We start from the raw sequence: 20,550 nt of genomic DNA on the forward strand, positions 1-20,550 counted from the left end.
AACTTTATTCCTCCCAGAATAGTTGATTCAGATCGGTCCCCAGAGCTTTTGCTAATTTGATGCACAAGTCCAATGATGGATTGTACTTGTTATTTTCAATCATATTTATTGTTTGACGTGCAACTCCTATTTCTGAAGCTAATTTAATTTGCGAAATCTTCAATCCCGTGCGATATTCTTTTACTCGATTCATAAATCCTGCCTTTTATGTCATATATATTTGACACCTTAAGTATATAACGTATACAAACAATGTCAAATATATATGACATATTTGAACACAAAAAAACCCGACCAATGAAGGTCGAGTTAAATATCATTTTTTAGATTTGCTAGTAGTTTTCTTCTCAGATTTCTTTTCAGCATCAAGTGTTCGTTTAGTATCACGTTCCAAAATCGGCTTCAAATATTGACCAGTGTAGCTTTCTTTCACTTCACATATTTCCTCAGGTGTACCAGTAGCGACAACTTGCCCGCCGCCTTCTCCACCTTCAGGTCCAAGGTCAATGACCCAATCAGACGATTTGATAACATCCAGATTGTGTTCGATAACTAACACTGTATTACCTTCATCAACTAAGCGTTGAAGGACTCCTAACAAACGCTTGATGTCATCCGTGTGTAATCCAGTTGTAGGTTCATCAAGAATATAGAAATTCTGACCAGCTGATTTCTTATACAATTCTGAAGCAAGCTTCATACGTTGAGCCTCACCACCAGATAATTGTGTAGCTGATTGTCCCATTGAGACATAGCCAAGGCCAACATCAACAATTGTTTGAAGTTTTCTTCTAATCTTTGGAATATTGTTGAAAAATTCAAGTGCATCTTCAACCTTCATATCCAAAACTTCGGCGATATTCTTACCTTTGTATGTAACTTCAAGTGTTTCTGAATTATATCTTGTACCATGACAAACCTCACAAGGCACATAGACATCCGGCAAAAAGTTCATTTCAATCTTAATAATTCCATCACCATGACAATTTTCACAACGTCCACCCTTGACATTAAATGAGAATCTGCCCTTTTTATATCCACGAAGTTTGGCCTCATTTGTTTGAGCAAACAAATCACGAATATCATCAAAAACACCCGTATACGTAGCAGGATTACTTCGAGGTGTACGTCCAATTGGACTCTGGTCAATGGCAATCATCTTTTCGAGTTTTTCATAACCAGTGATTTTTTTGTACTTACCAGGCTTGTGTGAATTACGATTCATCTTTTGTGCCAAAGCACGCTTAAGAATTGTATTAACTAAAGTGGATTTTCCAGAACCGGAAACACCAGTAACGGAAATGAACTTACCTAATGGGAACTTAACATCGATTTTTTTCAGGTTATTCTCTTCAGCACCAAACACTTCAACGAAATCACCACTGCCATCTTTACGTTCAAGTGGTACCTTAATGAACTTCTTACCCGACAAATATTGTCCAGTTAATGACTTAGCACTACGCATAACTTGCTTAGGTGTTCCAGCGGCCACAATTTGACCACCTTTTTCACCTGCACCAGGGCCAACATCAATCAAGTAATCTGCAGCCAACATTGTATCCTCGTCGTGCTCAACAACGATCAAGGTATTACCAAGATCACGCATTTTCTTCAATGAACTGATCAAACGATTGTTGTCACGTTGATGCAACCCAATGGAAGGCTCATCAAGAATGTACATAACTCCTGACAAGTTAGAACCAATCTGTGTAGCCAAACGAATACGTTGAGCCTCACCACCAGATAGTGTTCCGGCAGAACGTGACAAAGTCAAATAATCCAATCCAACGTTAATCAGGAATGATAGACGATCTTTAACTTCTTTCAAAATCGGCTTAGCAATTACAGTATTTTGTTCACCCAAAGTAATGCCATCGAAAAATGGTAATTCTTTCTTGATTGATAGATTTGATACTTCCGCAATATCTTGTCCTCCAACTTTGACAGACAAAGCTTGACGATTCAATCTCTTACCATGACAAACAGGGCAAGTAAGTTCAGTCATATACTTACGCATAACTTCACGTGTAAAGTCACTGTTTGTTTCGTGGTAACGACGATTGATATTAGGAATTACACCTTCAAACGGAACATCAACATCACGCACATTACCGAAGTCATTCTCATAGTGGAAGTGGAAATTCTTACCGTCAGAACCATTGAGAACAAGGTTCTTATCATGATCTGATAATTTTTCAAATGGCGTATTCATATCAATTTTGAATTCTTTACAAGCTTGTTCAAGCATTTGTGGATAGTATTGTGAACTAATAGGATTCCAAGGAAGAATTGCTCCCTCAGCCAGAGTCTTAGATTGATCAGGAACGACCAAATCAATATCAACTTCTAGCTTAATTCCCAAACCATCACAGTTAGCACATGCGCCAAATGGTGCATTAAATGAGAACAAACGTGGTTCAAGTTCACCAACAGTGAAACCACATAATGGACAAGCATTCTTTTCCGAAAAAACCATTGTATCTTTGCCAATGACGTCTATATTCATATATCCATCTGACAAACGTAATGCCGCTTCAACCGAATCAAATAAACGTGACTTGATATGATCATTGATAACAATTCTATCAACAACAACATCGATATCGTGTTTTTTATTTTTATCAAGTTCAATGTCTTCACTAATGTCATGCATTTCACCATCAACAAGAATTCTGACATAGCCTTGCTTTTGAATCTGAGCAAGAGCCTTTTTATGTTGACCTTTTTTGGCACGAATAACCGGTGAAAGAACTTGTAATTTTGTTTTTTCGTCTAATTTCAAAACAGCATCAACCATTTGTTGTGCTGATTGACTAGTGATCACTGTACCGTCATTAGGACAAATTGGTGTTCCAACACGTGCCCATAATAGACGCAAGTAATCATTAATTTCGGTAACAGTACCAACAGTCGAACGAGGATTCTTTGAAGTCGTCTTCTGATCGATAGATATAGCAGGACTTAACCCATCGATCGAATCAACGTCAGGTTTGTCCATCTGTCCTAAGAACTGACGCGCATATGAAGATAAACTCTCTACATAACGACGTTGTCCTTCAGCATACAAAGTATCAAAGGCCAGCGAACTCTTACCAGAACCTGACAATCCTGTCATTACGACTAACTTGTCACGGGGTATAGTGACATCAACATTCTTTAAGTTGTGAGCACGTGCTCCATGAATTACGATTTTATCATTTAACATAGTTACTTCATTTCCGCCTTCAAATCTAGAATTGTGTCACGCAAATTAGCAGCAGCCTCAAAGTCTAGTTTCTTAGCAGCGGCTTCCATTTGTTCTTGTAAGTTACCAAGTAACTCGTTTTGTTCCTTCTTCGACATGTCTTCGAATTTAAGATCATCATCGATCTTTTCAGATTCAGAAGCAGTATTGTCGACCTTTTGGAACATTGAAATAGCATCACGAATTGGCTTAACGATCGTCTTAGGTGTAATGCCATGTTCTTCATTAAACTTCTCCTGTAACTCACGACGGTGCTTCGTCTTAGAAATAGCACCTTCCATTGATTCAGTTACAGAATCAGTATACATGATAACTTTACCATTCTCATTACGAGATGCACGTCCAATGATTTGGATAAGTGAACGCTCTGAACGTAAGAATCCTTCTTTGTCAGCATCCAAAATTGCAATCAACGAAACTTCTGGCACATCGATACCTTCACGAAGCAAGTTGATACCTATCAAAACATCAAACTTACCTAAACGTAAGTCACGAATAATCTTAGTCCGTTCCAAAGTTTTGATATCACTGTGCAAATATCTAACTTTGATTCCAAGATCCTTGAAGTAATCACTTAAATCTTCGGCCATCTTCTTAGTCAATGTCGTTACGAAGACACGCTCATGTTTTTCAACACGTTCGTTGATTTCTCCTACCAAATCATCAATCTGTCCCATAATTGGACGGACTTCGATCTTAGGATCAAGCAGTCCTGTTGGACGAATAATCTGTGTTGCCAAATGATCAGTTCGATCCATTTCGTAGGGACCTGGTGTAGCTGAAACATACAAAATACGGTTAACATGTTTTTCGAATTCTTCTAGCTTCAGAGGGCGGTTGTCCAATGCACTAGGCAGACGGAATCCATAATTAACTAACATCTGCTTACGTGCACGATCACCATTGTACATACCACGAACTTGCGGCATCGTAACATGTGATTCATCGACCATGATATTGAAGTCCTTAGGAAAGAAATCTATCAACGTGAATGGAGGTTCACCTTCGGCACGTCCTTCCATGTGACGTGAATAATTCTCGATACCAGATGTGTAGCCCATTTCACGCATCATTTCAATATCATACTCAGTACGTTGTTTAATCCGTTGAGCCTCTAACAATTTGCCTTCTTTGGTAAATGTCGCAACCTGCGTATCCATTTCTTTTTGGATACGGTCAAGTGCATCTTCCATCTTTGAATCACTAATCATAAAGTGAGTAGCTGGGAAGATACCGATATGATCCATTTGACCCTTGATTTCACCAGTCAAAGCATCCATTTCAATAATTCGATCAATCTCATCACCAAAAAATTCTACACGAATAGCGTTATCATCACGTGAAGCTGGAAAAATATCCACAACATCCCCACGTACACGAAAACGGCCACGCTGAAAATCAATATCATTGCGTTCAAATTGATTATCAACTAACTTCTCCAATAAGTCATTACGGCCTAATTCCTGACCCACACGCAGTGAAATAATACTGTCAGAATATTCCTTAGGATCACCTAGACCAAAGATACAAGAAACAGATGCCACAACAATAACGTCATTACGTTCAAGCAATGAACTAGTTGCCGAGTGACGAAGCTTATCGATTTCATCATTGATACTAGAATCCTTCTCGATATAAGTATCACTTGATGGAACATACGCCTCCGGCTGATAGTAGTCATAATAACTGACAAAGTACTCAACTGCATTGTTAGGGAAAAACTCCTTGAATTCCCCATAAAGCTGTCCAGCCAACGTCTTGTTATGTGAAAGAATCAAAGTTGGTTTATTCAAATTCTTAATAACATTTGCCATCGTAAAAGTCTTACCCGTACCAGTTGCTCCCTCAAGTATAACTTCTTTATCGCCAGCCTTAAAATCATTAGTAATCTTATCGATTGCTTGTTGCTGATCCCCTGCTGGTGAATACTTCGAAACCAAATCAAACTTATTATCGTCTACTCTATCTATCAAAAATTCATCCTCCATAAAGCTAAAAAATACACCTAACTCTGTGAATTAGATGTAATTTGCGTTAGGCACAAATATGTGTCTTTATATTAACATATCGAACATACTTTCGCTATGTTTTTACTCATTAGACGATAGTTTTGGCAAGTAAGCAAATATAACCAAACCTATCAAGAATAGAATGCTTAATGATGCAGCACCGATAGTTGATTTACCAGTCATTTGCGTAACAATACCAACTAACACCGGACCCATAACAGCTGAAAACTTACCAAGAATATTATAAAATCCAAAGAATTCACTACCTGATTTTTTCGGTATCAATCGTCCAAAGTACGAACGACTCAAGGCTTGAATTCCACCTTGACTGGTCCCAACTAAAACTGCCAAAATCCAAAAATCAATTGTAGAATTTAATTTCAAAGCATATAAACAAATTCCTAAATATAAAATAATTCCAATAAAGATTCCGGTTCTAGTTGAAGTTTTGTTAGCTAACCAGCCGTACAAAATTGAAAACGGAAAAGCGACCAATTGAACCACTAGCAAGACGATCATTAACGTCGTCGTGGTTATTCCCATGTCCATACCAATCGATGTTGCCATCGTAAAAATTGTATCTACACCGTCAATATAGAAGAAATATGCCACTAAGAACCAAGCAACTTTCTTATATTTTTTAATGTGCTTGAGAGTTGTCCAAACACGTTTAAAACTAGAGCTGATCGGATGTGCATCAGCTTTAACTGAATACACTTGTTTAACATTTTTGATCAGTGGAATATAAAAGATTATCCACCAAATTGCGGCTAAAACAAAGCTCCATCTAGCAACGCCAAAACTCGATAACATTCCAAATCCACTAGTTAATTGTAGAACTAGAAACAGAATAAATGCCAGTACTCCACCCAGATATCCGAATCCATATCCGTACGAGGAAACCTTATCCATTTCCTCATTATCGGCTACATCGGTCAAGAAACTATCATAAAAAAGATTTCCACCTGAATAACCAATTATTGACAGGATATACACAGCTAAGAGCCATGACCACTGACTTGTTGGTACTACACTCAAACCAAAGGTCATTAAGACACCCACGAGTGCAAAAATATTTAGCATACGCTTCTTATAACCGGGATAATCGGCTAGCGCGCCAAGTACCGGTGCCAAAATCGAAACAAGTAATGTTCCGAAACTATTAGCATATCCCCAATAAGCGGTCGAATTAGCGGCACTAACACCATTACCTTGAGCAACCGCCTTGAAATAGACTGGTAGAACCGCAGTCGTCACAATAATTCCATAACCAGAGTTCGCCCAATCATAGAAGATCCAGCTCCATTGTTGCTTATTAAATCTCATTTGATAACTCCTTCGATACATTTACCGGCGAGATCATCTTTGAACTCAAGACCTAATAAACGTGCAAATGTTGGTGCTTCATCAACCAAGTTGGCATGTTCAACTGTTTTTCCAGTATTAACTGCTGGACCATTAAAAATTATTGTTGTTTGATAATCCGGCTTATCAGGATCATACCCGTGAACACCATGATAACGATCAGGTTGTCCTAATGTATTCGGATCAACTTTTTCAACTACTTCAGGGCGACTACTTTCATCGGTAAAATAGTACCCTTCTTTGGCCTCAACCATAAAGGTAGACATTGGATCAGCACCACGTTCAATGGCACGATAACGTGGATAAACTGTTTCAACTCCTTCAACACTGTTGATAAGTTCTGCTAATTCATCCTTATCGTCAAAGTTCTGTGTATAAATATAAGTTGAACCATCACAGGTCTTAGCCATGACACGCCATTTTTTTTCATAAGTCTGATCTGGCTTAGGCGTTAACCAACCTTTTTGAGCAAACAAAGTATTCAAGTGAATCATCGTATCAACGTTAATTTGATAATGATCACCTAGGATAACAAAGTTAGTATCATAAAACGTCCCGGCCTTCTTAGTAGCTTCGATGACTTGTTCAACGTGAGCATCTAAGCGATGCAAGGCCTGCATTGCTTCATCTGAACGAACTCCATAACGATGACGCATGCTGTCCATATCGACTAAATGTAATAACGTCAAATTTGGTTTCTTATTCTCAATCGTATCGACTGCACACGCAGTAATGAAATCATCTAGTTGTGGCTGTTTGATACCATTACGTAGCTTGCCGTATTTGTGATTCATCTCTAACAGGAACAATGGTGAACTAGCTTTAAGTGAGACTAAAACTTGATTAGTCCAAATTCGATTTGGAAAAATTTCAGCTAAATTATAATTGATCTTACTTCCAGCTGTAACCGGCCACAAGAAAGCTGCTGTCTTCATCCTTTTTTCACGTGCCAAATCATACAGCGTGGTAGACTTAACATCCTTCTGATACCAATACCAGTCCGGTGAACGACGTTCAGGCTGAATTTTAGTATTATTGACAATGCCATGGACATTTGGATACTGCCCAGTGATTATCGTTGTATGTGATGGATAAGTTAGTGTTGGATAAATACCAGTCACTGACTTGACCCAAGTACCCCCACTAACTAATTTATTTAATGTTGGTAATTCGTGTTGATGTTCGCGAATGTCTCTAAATCCAAGTGAATCTAATGAAATTACGACCATGTGTTGATTCGTTGACAAAATTAATCCCCTCGCTCTCATATTCGATATTATAACGCAAGTAAGTGATCGCTTACCAATATAAATAAAAAATAGACGAATCGCTTCGTCTATTTTTATTATTTCTTAATTTCCACATACTCATATGCCATACCAGATACAGCGAGTACAAGAACAAAAATTCCTAAATATAATTCAAGATTACTTCCAGCAACTCCTGTTTGCGGTAACTTACCGGAATCATTGGTTTGACTAGACGTAGCATTTCCTTGTGTTGGAACTGAAGTATCAGTCCCAACGTTAGTCCCAGGAACAGCCGGAATTAACGGCTGATCCGGATCAAATGAAGTGTCAGGTATCCTGGGATTACCCGGTGTAAATGGCTGTGACGGCGTCAATGGTTCAGTTGGTACTCCTGGATTAGATGGACTTACAGGTGTTGTTGGTTTGGAAGTAGCCTCATCAGTCATCGAAACATTAACAACCTTATCCGCAACAATTGTGAATTCAACCGACTCTGAATTCAGTCCATAACCTTCAGGCGCAGTTATTTCAACAAAACTATACTTACCAGGCTTTAAGCCAGCAACATTCAATTGTCCATTTACATCTGTAATGTAGTCACCTGAGACTTCACTACCTTTACTATCCAGCAACTTGAATCTTGCACCTTGTAATACTTCGTTAGTTGAAGCATCACGCTTAGTCAAAGTTACACCACCGGTTGAATCCGTCGGCGTGGTTGTTCCGCCACCGCCACCAGATGTTATCCTAGTATCAATCATTTTAACTGTCTGAGCAGGATTAACCTTATCTACGGTAAAGGTAATTGGTGTTGCATCTTTCTTATAATTATCAGGTGCTTTCGTTTCAACAAATTGATAATCACCATAGGCAAGGTCATTTACCGTGATCTGTCCATTGGAATCAGTAGTTTGCGAGTCGCCAACAATTGTTCCATCTGCCTTTTCAAGCTGAAAGGTTGCACCAGAAAGTGCTTTTTTAGTATCTGAGCCCGTTTTAATTAGCGTTACACTTCCACTGTCAGTTGTGCCACCACCAGAGGTTGCCTTAGCATCAACCATTGAAACAGTTGGATCAATAGTATCTTTGTCAATCGTGAAAGTTAACGGCGTAGTATTTTTATCATAATTATCAGGTGCTTTCGTCTCAACGAATTGATAATCACCATACGCCAAATCGCTTACTTTTATTTGACCATTAGCGTCGGTTGTCTGTGGATCACCAACTGCAGTACCATCGGCCTTTTCAAGTTGAAAAGTGGCTCCTGCAAGTGCTGCCTTGGTGTCCGACCCCGTTTTGTTTAAAGTTACACTTCCCGTAGGAACTACAACGTCAGCTTTAGGATCTGTCATAGTGAAACTCTGATCTGTAGATTGATTATCTGCAATCGTAAAATTCTGAATATTATCTGTACCTATTTTGTAACCATCTGGCGCCGTTATTTCTTCTAATGAATACTTCCCGGGATCCAAATAATTCAAAGTTATTTTACCATTACTATCTGTAATTAAATGATTGTTCAGAATTTTCCCTTCCGAGTTTAACAATTCAAATACAGCGCCTGAAAGAACTTTACTAGTGTCATCAGTATCCTCTTTAGTCAACGTGACATTCCCATTATGTCCGCCTGCAGTTGCGCTACCACCAAAAGGTATAGCAGAATTAGCGGCCTGGCTACCGATTGCATATGTCATCACGTCACCATCGGAATTAACTACATTATCGTTCGTGCTTATTGCATAATTATTCCAAATATAATCCCCACTTAGTACTAAATCATCTTGATTTGTTATTTCTGTCCGATAGGTAATCGAAATATTCTTCGTCAAAGTATTTTCAAAAGTTATGGTAAATTCTGTATCATCAGTATTGTACTTAATTGTATAAGGGACAGTTTCATTATTGTCCCCCGCTGTAATACTCATTGTATTTTCTAATATTTTTTGATCATCTGCGACATTATCAGTAAGTGATTGGTTAGTCACAGTATAACTGTGTGGATTCAAAACAATATTCCAATACAATTGTTGCGGAAGTCCAGTAACATTGACTCCCGTACTTGTATCACGGTCTATCCAGCCAGTCTTGGCAGAATAAACTCCATCATCACCACCACCAGATCCAGAACCACCTGTTCCAGAAGAATCTATGGCTCCCTTAGCATTCAATGTCAATGTCCCACTCACACCTGTATTGAAATTAGCGAGTTTACCATTAAAGGTAATGGTTCCCTCATGAGAATTGTACGGGATAGTTGCTTCACCAACTTTTACCGCACCATTCATAACATCTATGGTATATGGTTGTCCAACACCATTGCTGAATTGAGCATCAACATTGGATGGTAATTCAAAAGTTATTGTATCTCCATCATTGATTGTCGTCCCATTAGGAACGCTCCAATCAAAATTAACCTTTAGATAAGTATATCTTGATAAATCTTTAATGTTAGTAACATCCGTTCCGTCACCTGCAATGATTTTTGCATCACTACTACTTAAAGTTTGAAGCGTTTGTGCATAACTAGTAGTACTTGTAGCAAAAAAATTAGCTAACAAGGACATGCCAAAGACAAACAGCAACAGAATTGCTGATATTTTTTTGTTCCTTGTAATCAAATTCATAATAATTCCCCCTAATTACCATAAATATAATTATATCGCATTATATAGATAAAATTTAAAAAGTAGAGGTCATCTTAATGATGATCTCTACTTTTTTAACATTTCTTAATATTATTCCCAGCTCTCAACAACCTTAGCAAAACCATCTAACTTAGTGGCTGCATGGTCATCACTATCACTGGTGATTCCAATATAGAATTTCATCTTTGGTTCGGTACCTGATGGACGAATTGCCACCCATGTACCATCTTCCAAGATAAACTTCAATGCATCAGCCTTTGGTAAGCCTGTTTCTTTAGTACCATCGGCAGTCTTATCAGTTTGACTCAAGTAATCAAGTGATTCAACAACTTTGACGTTATTGATATCTTTGATACCTTCTTCACGGAATTGTTTCATGATAGCTTTCATTCTATCTTTACCGGAAATTCCTTCGAATGTCTTCGAGATAGTCTTCTCACGATAGTATCCGTATTCAGCATATAAGTCTTCCAAAGCATCATAGATAGTCTTGCCCTTTGATTCATAGTAAGCAGCGGCTTCAGCCAACAAAATAGTTGATTGCATAGCATCTTTATCACGAACAAATGGTTTAACTAGATATCCATAACTCTCTTCAAATCCGAATAAGAATTCATGACTACCAGTATCTTCAAAGTTTTGAATTTTTTCAGCGATATATTTAAATCCAGTTAGAACATCGTACATTTTAACGCCATATTTATTAGCAATTGCCGTAGCTAATTCTGATGAAACGATTGATTTAACAACTGCACCATTAGCTGGCAATGTTCCGAGTTCCTTTTTAGCATTCAATAAATAGTTCAATAGAACTGAGGCGATTTGGTTACCTGTCATCAACTTGTATGAGCCATCTGGCTGACGAACGGCGGCACCCAATCTATCAGCATCTGGATCAGTCGCAATCAAGATATTAGCACCGATTTTCTTACCCTTTTCGATTGCCAAATCAAAGGTTTGAGCAAATTCAGGATTAGGAAATGGTGTTGTTTCAAATTCAGGATCAAGAATAGCTTGTTCAGTTACCATTGAGAAGTTTTCAAAGCCAAGTTTTTGGAAAATTCTTGGAGCAATCATCTTACCTGTACCATGAAGTGGTGTATAGACGAAGTTCATCTTATTACCGACTTCCTTAATCAAGTCATGATTTACGACGACTGTATCTAGTTTATCCAAATAGTTCAAATCGATATCTTCACCGATCAATGTCAACAGTTTATCAGCACGTAATTCTTGAACTGACTTAATTTGGATTGCAAACAAGTCATTAGCTTTGCGTGCAAAACTAGTAATATTATCTGATTCTGCAGGTGGCATTTGTCCACCATCTGGACCGTAGATTTTGAATCCATTATATTGTTTAGGATTATGACTTGCAGTGATCATAATTCCGGCATACGTAGGAATACTTCTAACTGCAAACGATAATTCTGGAGTTGGACGCAAGCTATCGAAGACATAACTATGAATGCCATGAGCGCCGAGAACTTTAGCTGATTCATATGCGAAATCCTGTGAGTGATAACGTGAATCATAACTGATGGCAACACCTTGTGACTTTTTATCGTCATCAAGTGTATCCATGAACGATGCCAAACCTTCAGCAGCTTGACGAACAGTATAAATGTTCATGCAGTTAATTCCGGGTCCAATCAATCCACGCATTCCAGCGGTACCAAATTCCATTGGTGTATAAAATGCTTCCTCACATGCATCAGAATTTTTTTGTAATTCATTTAATTGAGATTTTAATTCAGGATCTAGTTCCTTATAATCTAGCCATTGTTTCACTGTTTCTTGCCAAGACATTAAACTGTCCTCCTACTAATTTGTAAGTACTTACACGTTTTTATTATAACAATAAAAGTTAAACAGAACTTAAAAACAATATAAAAATAACCCGCTACTGTAATAACGAGTTATTTTGTCTAAATTGCTTCACAACTTATTATGCAGTTGACCGTGGTTCCATAGTAATCTGCTAGTCTAATTAAGGTTTCGATATCAGGTACTCGAATCCCTGTTTCATAGTGAGAGAGTGTTGTCACATCAATATGTAAAACTTCAGCAACTTGTTTTTGAGTTACTCCATATTTTTGACGGAGTAATTTTAAATTAGTGTGAATGTTCATCTCAGAATCTTGATATACCTGATTACTCTCATTTATAAATTCGCGCATATAAAACACTCCAATCCTTATCTTTAATTCATAATATATTATATGTTTAAACAGGTTAAAAGTGAAGTCAATTTTAGCAAAAATATTTTAATAAATCTGGATATAAAAAAAGAGTGGACCATGTCCACTCTAATTAGCGTTATTAAGCTGTAACTTTGTCACCTAATGTTTGGATATAGTTGAATGCTTCTTGTCCAGCAATTCCACCTTCTCCAACAGCTGTGGCGATTTGACGTAAGTCTTTCTTACGTACATCCCCGATAGCATAAACACCAGGAACTTTTGTTTCCATGTGAGTAGTTGTATCGATCCAACCATTCTCATCAAGAACGCCTAGGCTCTTAAAGGGTTCTGTCATTGGTTCAATACCAACATAGATAAAAGCACCACTAGCAGGAACAACATGTTCGTCGCCAGTTTCCTTATCAATATAACGAACACCGCCAACTTTACCGTCTTTTTCAACGATTTCTTTGACATCAGCATTCCATACAAACTTAATCTTATCATTCTTAAAAGCACGATCTTGAAGAATCTTTTGTGCACGTAATTGATCACGACGGTGAATAATTGTAACTGAACTAGCTAATTGAGTTAAATAAATTCCCTCTTCAACAGCCGAGTCTCCACCACCAATAACAGCGACATCCTTGCCTTTGAAGAAAGCACCATCACATACGGCACAGTATGAAACTCCGCGTCCTGAGAGTTGTTCCTCACCAGGTACACCGATCTTCTTATATTGTGATCCTGTGGCAATAATTACAACTTTTGCTTCATAATCACCATCATCAGTATGAACAATCTTAGTAGTTCCTTTGTCTTCCACTGATTCAACAGCGCCATAACCGAAATCTGCACCAAAACGAGTTGATGAATTATACATCTTCTCACTCAAATCTGGTCCTAAGATAGAATCAAATCCAGGATAATTTTCGATTTCAGCAGTGTTGTTCATTTGACCACCGTAAATCCCACGGTCAAGAATCATTACTGATAAGTTAGCTCTTGATGCGTATAGAGCAGCAGTTAAACCACCAGGTCCAGCACCAATGACTACTACGTCATATGTTTTCATTAATAGTACCTCCTCTTGCGTAATTCCGCAGACAAGCAAACATACGTGCTTATCTGTATCAACTTTTAAAATCTTACCATTTTAAAAATAAATATCCATTATTTTGCCTCAACATACCATGGCAACTTAAAAACATTTCGTCTTCGATAGATAAAGAGGCTTACAGCCGCAATTAATAGTAATACTGACAAGACTTGTGAAACTCGAATGCCAGGCATGATATAAAGACTGTCGGTTCTCATCCCCTCTACAAAGAATCTAACTGTAGGATACCAGATTAAATATGATAAGAAGACTTCCCCTTGTTTAAGTAACTGCTTACGATGACGAATAGCCAAAATAATTATTAAACCAATCAAATTGAAAAATGATTCATACAAAAATGTCGGTTGACGATATGAGCCATTGATATACATCTGTTCGATCACAAAACGTGGTAAATGTAATGATTGCAAAAAGCTTAAATTCGTCTTTGCACCAAAGGCTTCTTGGTTCATGAAATTACCCCAGCGACCAACAATTTGACCTAATAATACGGACGGTGCCGCAATATCTAACATCAACCAGACTGAAATACCGCGCTTCTTACATAGTACATACAAAACAATACCAGCGGCGATCAATCCACCATATATGGCAATTCCACCGTGCCAAATCTTGATTATTTCACCAGGATTAGCCATGTAAAATGGCAATTCAAATACTACATAATACAACCGTGCACCGACAAGTCCAATGGGAACTCCCCATAAAACTAAATCCAAAATATTGTCTGGATCGATGCCACGTTTTTTTGCTTCAGACATTGCCATTATGACTCCGACTAAAGCTCCCATAGCAATAATAATTCCATACCAATGAATCTCTAAACCACCTAAATTAAAGGCGATGGGATTTAAAGCTAATAAGCTCATTTCTTACCCTCTTCATTTTCAGTATTTTCCTTGATCAATGAACCGAGATTCTCTTCAAACTTCTTAGTCGCATCATAACCCATTTTTTTAGCACGGAAGTTCATTGCAGCAACTTCAATAATAATAGAAATATTACGACCGACTTTTACAGGTACCGTTATTTGTGGAACTTGAACATCAAAAATTGGACGGTTGTCTTCCATTGAACCCAGTCGATCATAATTCTTATCTGGTGCCCAATCTTCCAAATTGATAATCAAAGATATTTTACTTTCTGAACGAACAGCACCAGCACCAAACAAGTTCATTACATCAATAATACCGATGCCACGAATTTCTAGTAAGTGATTCAAAATTTTAGGTGCTTCACCAACAATTGTTTTTTCATCTTGTTGATACACATCGACACGATCATCTGCAATCAAGCGGTGACCTCTCTTAACTAGTTCCAAAGCGGTTTCACTCTTACCAATGCCTGAATGTCCAGTTAGTAAGATACCGATACCGTAGACATCAACTAATACACCATGTATCGACTCTCTAGGTGCTAAACGCTGATCGAGATACTCCGTCACCATACTAGACAATCTTGTTGTAGGTAATTCTGAACCAATTACTGGGACTTTATGTTCAACTGCAGCACGCAATAATTCCTTACTTGGCTTGATATCACGCGATATCAACAAAGCTGGAGTATCTTCTCGGCAGATTTCTAGCATTACCTTGTAACGATTGTTTGCCGTCATAGAATGTGAATAAGCGGATTCAGTTTGTCCAAACAATTGAATACGTTCACTTGGATAGTAATCAAAATATCCAGTTAGCTCGATCCCAGGACGTGAAATATCACTTGTCGTTACCCTTTTGCTATCTAGAAGTTCCTTACCACCATAAACTTTTAGGTTATTTTCTTTAACTAATTCAGATACCGTAACAAAACTTGTCATAACGCAACCCTCACTAATTTTTATTCTTAACTTTAATTCTATCATTTTAATGATGATAAAAGAATTGAGCTGAATCAAGAAATCAAAAAAGACGCGTCAGTTAGACACGTCTATTTAAATCTAAACACGTTTATTAAAATTATTTGATGCATAATTACTAATAATCGAATTACAAATTGCCAAAATGATAGCAACAACAATGGCAGCACCAAAACTACTGAAATAGAAAGTCGATGGTCCCATCAATGATGATGTTATTTCCAAAGTAATAGCACTGATCACGAATGAGAATAACCCGAAAGTTATAAACGTGATTGGAAGGGAAATAATATGCAAAATTGGTTTGACTGTCCAATTCAAAACTATCAAAACAAAACTAGCCAGAACAGCTGTTCCTAAACTATTTACATAGAACATACCTGGTAATAATTTTGCTATTGCTAAAAATAGTACAGTGTAAATCGCCATTTTGATTAAAAGTCTCATTTGTTTTTATCACTCCGCTCCTTCGTATTATTTATCTTACGAATTCTATTGTTGATTCGATTATATGGATTGTATGATTTATCAAAATCTGTTCGTTGGATATTGCGTTTCTCAGGCATGAGATAAACCGCAATAATATATGCTGGAATGGTTAAGAAATATGTGAATGGAGTAATAAAAACTAAGCCCAATCTTATCCAAGTTGAGTCTACTCCAAAATGTTCACCTAACCCACCGCAAACTCCGGCCAGCATTCTATTGGTACTAGATCTTGTAAAACTATTTTTCAAGAAATATCACCTCAACTTTGTCTGAAAAATATACAACATAGTTGTGATAATTTCAACCAACAACTTAATCTTCGTCAGCCATGTGCTTACGATTTAATTCAATCACGTGGCCGCTATTAAGGTAAACTACCCATTCACAGATGTTAGTTGCATAATCCCCAACACGTTCAAGATAGCTAGCAACTAGCATATATGATGAACCACTTAAGACGTTGTCAGCCGTCTTTTGCATATCTTTGATACACAATTCATTGATCATCTTACTCTTACCGTCGATTTCAATATCGCGTTTGGCAACTTCTTCAGCCATGCCGCCATCTTTTTTTAGGTAAGCTTCCAATGAATCTTCAACGATACTTGTACTCATATCGCCCATTTCACTGATCAATTTTTCAATTTCAGGAATACGTGTCTTTCCCTTAACTCTAATTGTTTCCTGAGCAATACTTACCGCATGATCACCCATACGTTCAAGGTCAGAACTAGCCTTCAGAACTGTGACGATCATACGCAAATCTGATGTAACAGGTTGTTGTAATGCAATCATCTCGAATGAATTCTTCTCGAGATTCATTTCACGCCTGTTAATATAGACATCCTTTTCAATAACTTCTTTAGCTAGTGCTTTATCGTGATTGATATAAGCTTTAACAGATTTCATGATAGCCTCACTGGCCATCATCCCCATTTCTGAGAATCGTAAGTGCAAATCATTAAGTTGTTCTTCAAAAGTACTACGCATATCTTTGCCCCCTATCCGAATTTTCCTGAGATATAATCTTCAGTTTGTTTTTCTTTTGGATTTAAGAAAATATTTCTTGTTTTGTCAGCTTCAATCAATTCTCCGTTTAAGAAGAATGCAGTTCTATCAGAAATTCTTGAAGCTTGCTGCATATTATGTGTAACGGTAATAATAGTATAATCCTCACGCAAGTTAAGCATCGTATCTTCAACTTTTGCTGATGAAATTGGATCAAGTGCAGAGGTTGGTTCGTCTAACAAAATTATATCAGGTTTTACTGCCAAAACTCTGGCAATACAAACTCTTTGTTGTTGTCCGCCGGATAATGACAAAGCACTTTGATGCAATTTGTCTTTGACATCATCCCAAACAGCAGCGTTTTGTAAACTTGTTTCAACTGCTTCATCCAAAACGGCCTTATCCTTCACACCCGCTAAGCGTAGTCCATAGATTACATTATCATAAACAGAGAACGGAAAAGGATTCGGTTGTTGAAATACCATACCGACTTGCTTCCTTAATTCTACCGTATCAATGTTAGGTGCGTAAATATTTTTCCCATCTAATGAGATAGTTCCAGTAATTGTTACATTAGGTATTAAATCGTTCATTCGGTTTAAGCAACGAAGATAAGTTGACTTACCGCAACCCGAAGGTCCGATTAAAGCAGTAATCTCATTTTTATTAAAATCAAGATTGATACCTTTCAGTGCTTCTTTTTTTCCATAAAACAAATGCACATCTGAAGATGTTAAAATTTTTTCTGCCAAGGTGGAGCCTCCTACCCAAAGTGTCCTGAAACATAATCTTCAGTCGTCTTAATTTTCGGACGAGTGAAGATTTTTCTAGTTTCGTTGAATTCAATAACGCGTCCCATATGGAAAAACGCTGTGTAATCACTAATTCTAGCTGCTTGTTGCATATTGTGTGTAACGATGATGATCGTAAACTGGTCTTTCAAATTGAGCATTGTTTCTTCAATATTTGAAGTCGAAATCGGATCCAGAGCACTGGCAGGTTCATCCATTAATAAGATGTCTGGCTTCATCGCAATTGCCCGTGCAATACATAAACGTTGCTGTTGTCCACCAGATAATGCCATTGCGCTCTTATTGAGATCATCTTTTACTTGATCCCAAAGTGAAGCCTGCTTCAAAGTTGTTTCAACAATCTCATTTAATTTTTTCTTATCATGTAATCCATGACGTTTAAGAGCAAAAGTTATATTGTCATAAATCGACTTTGCAAAAGGATTGGGACGCTGAAATACCATCCCAATATGCTTTCTTGTTTCGTAAATATCTACATCATTCTTGTTAATATCTAGACCACGATACATAATCTGACCCTTAACAGTTGCTCCAGGTACATTATCGTTCATCCGATTCAAAGACCGCAAGAAAGTTGATTTACCAGAACCAGAGGCACCGATCAAAGATGTGATCTTATACCGTTCAAATTGCAGGCTAGCCTTGTGCATAGCTTCCTTTTCACCATAGAACACCTGCAAATCTTTGGTCGACATGGCAATTTCATGGTCTTTTTCATCTAAATGATGGATAAATTGTTCTTCACTTTGTATGTCCATAAAATTACTCTCCTGTCATTTTCTTATAAACCAAATTACCGATATATCTTGATAATAAATTGAATAGTAGTACAGCGATAATCAAGACTGCCGAAGCTCCAGCTGATACTTGTACAGCATCAGGGATAAGACCTTCAGAATTTACTTTCCAAATATGAACAGCCAATGTTTCGGCTGGACGCATCAAGTTCAATGGACTAGTGATACTGAAGATATTGAAATTAGTAAAGTCAAGCGGTGGGGCACTTTGACCGGCTGTATAAATCAAGGCAGCTGCCTCACCAAAGACTCTACCAGCACCAATGATCATACCAGTAATAATACCGGGCAGACCATCAGGGATGATAACATGGATAACTGTTTCCCATTTTGATAATCCAAGGGCTAGTCCTGCCTCACGTTGTGACTGGGATACTGATCTCAAGGAATCTTCGACATTGCGAGTCAAGATAGGCAAGTTGAACACTGTCAAAGTCAAAGCACCTGACAAAATAGAAAATCCAAATTTAAAACTAATTACGAAAATCAAAAATCCAAACAAACCGACAACGATCGAGGGTAATGAACTCAATACTTCAATTGAGATTCTGATAACCTCAACCAATTTGTTCTTACCAGCATATTCAGATAAATAAATACCAGCCGAAATTGAAATTGGAATTGAAATCAACATTGATAGTATCAATAGAAAGAACGAGTTAAACAATTGAATTCCAACACCACTACCAGCCTGAAAAGCTTTTGATCCTGATGTTAAAAAATGCCAATTAACGTAACGTAAACCACTACCGAGAATATAGAGTAACAGGCCCGCGAGAATTAAGACAATAATGCCGGACATTACATAAATAGTACCAGTTGCAATTTTATCTTTTACTTTTTCATTGAACATTACATCTTACCTCTCTTCGCAATCAATCTAATAACAAAATTAAATAGCAATGACATAAGAAGCAATAGTAATGCTAATGACCATAACGCATTATTAGGTGTTGACCCCATAATTGTATTACCCATATTCATTGTTAAAACACTGGTTAATGTCGACGATGGTGATACTAAATTATTTGGTAACAGCATAGCATTACCAATAACCATTTGTACTGCCAGTGCCTCACCGAACGCACGTGACATACCAAAGACTACGGCTGTCAAAATACCAGGTGTTGCTGCACGCAAGATTACTTTGTGAATTGTTTGCCAGCGCGTTGCTCCTAAGGCAAGTGAAGCTTCACGATAATACCTAGGCACGGCCTTTAGAGCATCAACTGACATTGAAGTAATTGTTGGTAAGATCATAACAAATAGAACAAATGATCCGGCTAAAATACCAAAACCACTACCACCTGCAATTTTCCTTACAAACGGCACAACAATAGTTAAACCGATGAATCCATAAACAACTGAAGGAATACCAACTAGTAATTCAATTACCGGTTGTAAAACCTTACGACCCCACTTAGGTGAAATCTCAGTCATGAACAGAGCAGCCGCAATTGCAAACGGTGTACCAATCAAGGCTGCAATCAAAGTAACTGCAAAGGATCCTACAATCATTGGGGCAGCACCAACAATTGGATGACCTGCACTGTCCAATTTACTTGGAGCCCAAACAGAATGAGTCAAAAAGTTAATAGGATTAACTCCATCCTTGATAAAAATGATCAACCCACGGGAAGCAACAAATCCAATAATCGTTACAACTAAAATTACGATAACAGCGGTGAAACTAAATGAAATTATTTTTCCTCGAGTCTCACGCTTAGCTGAAACTGATTTTTTGGTTAAACTCTCTCTAATTGGATCTTTCAT

At 37.6% G+C, this 20,550-nt stretch carries 18 protein-coding genes; all 18 read right to left on the minus strand.

The genetic code is table 11. From position 1 onward, the window contains the following. Positions 1-4: 4 nt before the first annotated feature. Positions 5-193, minus strand: a complete 189-nt coding sequence (locus tag EKM68_RS00375; protein ID WP_125587691.1) for a helix-turn-helix transcriptional regulator — start codon at positions 191-193, stop codon at positions 5-7. A gap of 123 nt (positions 194-316) precedes the next feature. Continuing rightward, positions 317-3,205 carry an excinuclease ABC subunit UvrA gene (uvrA, locus tag EKM68_RS00380; protein WP_125587692.1) on the minus strand — a complete coding sequence of 963 codons (2,889 nt, stop codon included), beginning with the start codon at positions 3,203-3,205 and terminating at the stop codon, positions 317-319. 2 nt (positions 3,206-3,207) lie between these two features. Further along, positions 3,208-5,217, minus strand: coding sequence for an excinuclease ABC subunit UvrB (gene uvrB, locus EKM68_RS00385; RefSeq protein WP_125587693.1), 2,010 nt, complete (start codon positions 5,215-5,217; stop codon positions 3,208-3,210). A 117-nt stretch (positions 5,218-5,334) separates the two neighbouring features. Further along, positions 5,335-6,579: an MFS transporter gene (locus tag EKM68_RS00390; protein ID WP_125587694.1), complete on the minus strand. Its 1,245-nt coding sequence runs from the start codon at positions 6,577-6,579 to the stop codon at positions 5,335-5,337. Continuing rightward, complete coding sequence (locus tag EKM68_RS00395) at positions 6,576-7,865, minus strand: alkaline phosphatase family protein (protein WP_125587695.1); 1,290 nt, start codon at positions 7,863-7,865, stop codon at positions 6,576-6,578. Before EKM68_RS00395 ends, EKM68_RS00390 begins: the two co-directional genes overlap by 4 nt. Positions 7,866-7,963: 98 nt before the next feature. Next, positions 7,964-10,492 (minus strand): SpaA isopeptide-forming pilin-related protein, encoded by a 2,529-nt coding sequence (locus tag EKM68_RS00400; protein ID WP_125587696.1) that lies wholly within the window; start codon positions 10,490-10,492, stop codon positions 7,964-7,966. Positions 10,493-10,603: 111 nt separating this feature from the next. Beyond that, entirely contained in the window at positions 10,604-12,322 is a 1,719-nt protein-coding gene (locus tag EKM68_RS00405) for a phospho-sugar mutase (protein ID WP_125587697.1), read from the minus strand. Positions 12,323-12,441: 119 nt separating this feature from the next. After that, complete coding sequence (locus EKM68_RS00410) at positions 12,442-12,693, minus strand: helix-turn-helix domain-containing protein (protein ID WP_125587698.1); 252 nt, start codon at positions 12,691-12,693, stop codon at positions 12,442-12,444. 142 nt (positions 12,694-12,835) lie between these two features. Further along, positions 12,836-13,771 carry a thioredoxin-disulfide reductase gene (gene trxB, locus EKM68_RS00415; protein WP_125587699.1) on the minus strand — a complete coding sequence of 312 codons (936 nt, stop codon included), beginning with the start codon at positions 13,769-13,771 and terminating at the stop codon, positions 12,836-12,838. A 98-nt stretch (positions 13,772-13,869) separates the two neighbouring features. Further along, positions 13,870-14,685: a prolipoprotein diacylglyceryl transferase gene (gene lgt, locus EKM68_RS00420; protein ID WP_125587700.1), complete on the minus strand. Its 816-nt coding sequence runs from the start codon at positions 14,683-14,685 to the stop codon at positions 13,870-13,872. Further along, positions 14,682-15,632: an HPr(Ser) kinase/phosphatase gene (gene hprK, locus EKM68_RS00425; protein WP_125587701.1), complete on the minus strand. Its 951-nt coding sequence runs from the start codon at positions 15,630-15,632 to the stop codon at positions 14,682-14,684. Before hprK ends, lgt begins: the two co-directional genes overlap by 4 nt. A 120-nt stretch (positions 15,633-15,752) precedes the next feature. Then, positions 15,753-16,118 (minus strand): phage holin family protein, encoded by a 366-nt coding sequence (locus EKM68_RS00430; RefSeq protein ID WP_125587702.1) that lies wholly within the window; start codon positions 16,116-16,118, stop codon positions 15,753-15,755. Beyond that, positions 16,115-16,408: a PspC domain-containing protein gene (locus tag EKM68_RS00435; protein WP_125587703.1), complete on the minus strand. Its 294-nt coding sequence runs from the start codon at positions 16,406-16,408 to the stop codon at positions 16,115-16,117. Before EKM68_RS00435 ends, EKM68_RS00430 begins: the two co-directional genes overlap by 4 nt. 64 nt (positions 16,409-16,472) lie before the next feature. Then, the gene (phoU, locus tag EKM68_RS00440) at positions 16,473-17,150 is read right to left on the minus strand and encodes a phosphate signaling complex protein PhoU (protein ID WP_125587704.1); all 678 of its coding nucleotides are present in this window, start codon (positions 17,148-17,150) and stop codon (positions 16,473-16,475) included. A gap of 11 nt (positions 17,151-17,161) precedes the next feature. Continuing rightward, on the minus strand, positions 17,162-17,920 hold the full coding sequence (gene pstB / locus EKM68_RS00445) for a phosphate ABC transporter ATP-binding protein PstB (protein ID WP_125587705.1): 759 nt from the start codon (positions 17,918-17,920) through the stop codon (positions 17,162-17,164). A gap of 11 nt (positions 17,921-17,931) precedes the next feature. Then, the gene (gene pstB, locus EKM68_RS00450) at positions 17,932-18,738 is read right to left on the minus strand and encodes a phosphate ABC transporter ATP-binding protein PstB (RefSeq protein WP_125587706.1); all 807 of its coding nucleotides are present in this window, start codon (positions 18,736-18,738) and stop codon (positions 17,932-17,934) included. 4 nt (positions 18,739-18,742) lie between these two features. Continuing rightward, the gene (gene pstA / locus EKM68_RS00455; protein WP_125587707.1) at positions 18,743-19,630 is read right to left on the minus strand and encodes a phosphate ABC transporter permease PstA; all 888 of its coding nucleotides are present in this window, start codon (positions 19,628-19,630) and stop codon (positions 18,743-18,745) included. Further along, on the minus strand, positions 19,630-20,550 hold the full coding sequence (gene pstC / locus EKM68_RS00460; protein WP_125587708.1) for a phosphate ABC transporter permease subunit PstC: 921 nt from the start codon (positions 20,548-20,550) through the stop codon (positions 19,630-19,632). The genes pstA and pstC overlap by 1 nt, the downstream gene beginning before the upstream one ends.

This window comes from Companilactobacillus jidongensis (genome assembly GCF_003946575.1).
Lineage (GTDB): Bacteria > Bacillota > Bacilli > Lactobacillales > Lactobacillaceae > Companilactobacillus > Companilactobacillus jidongensis.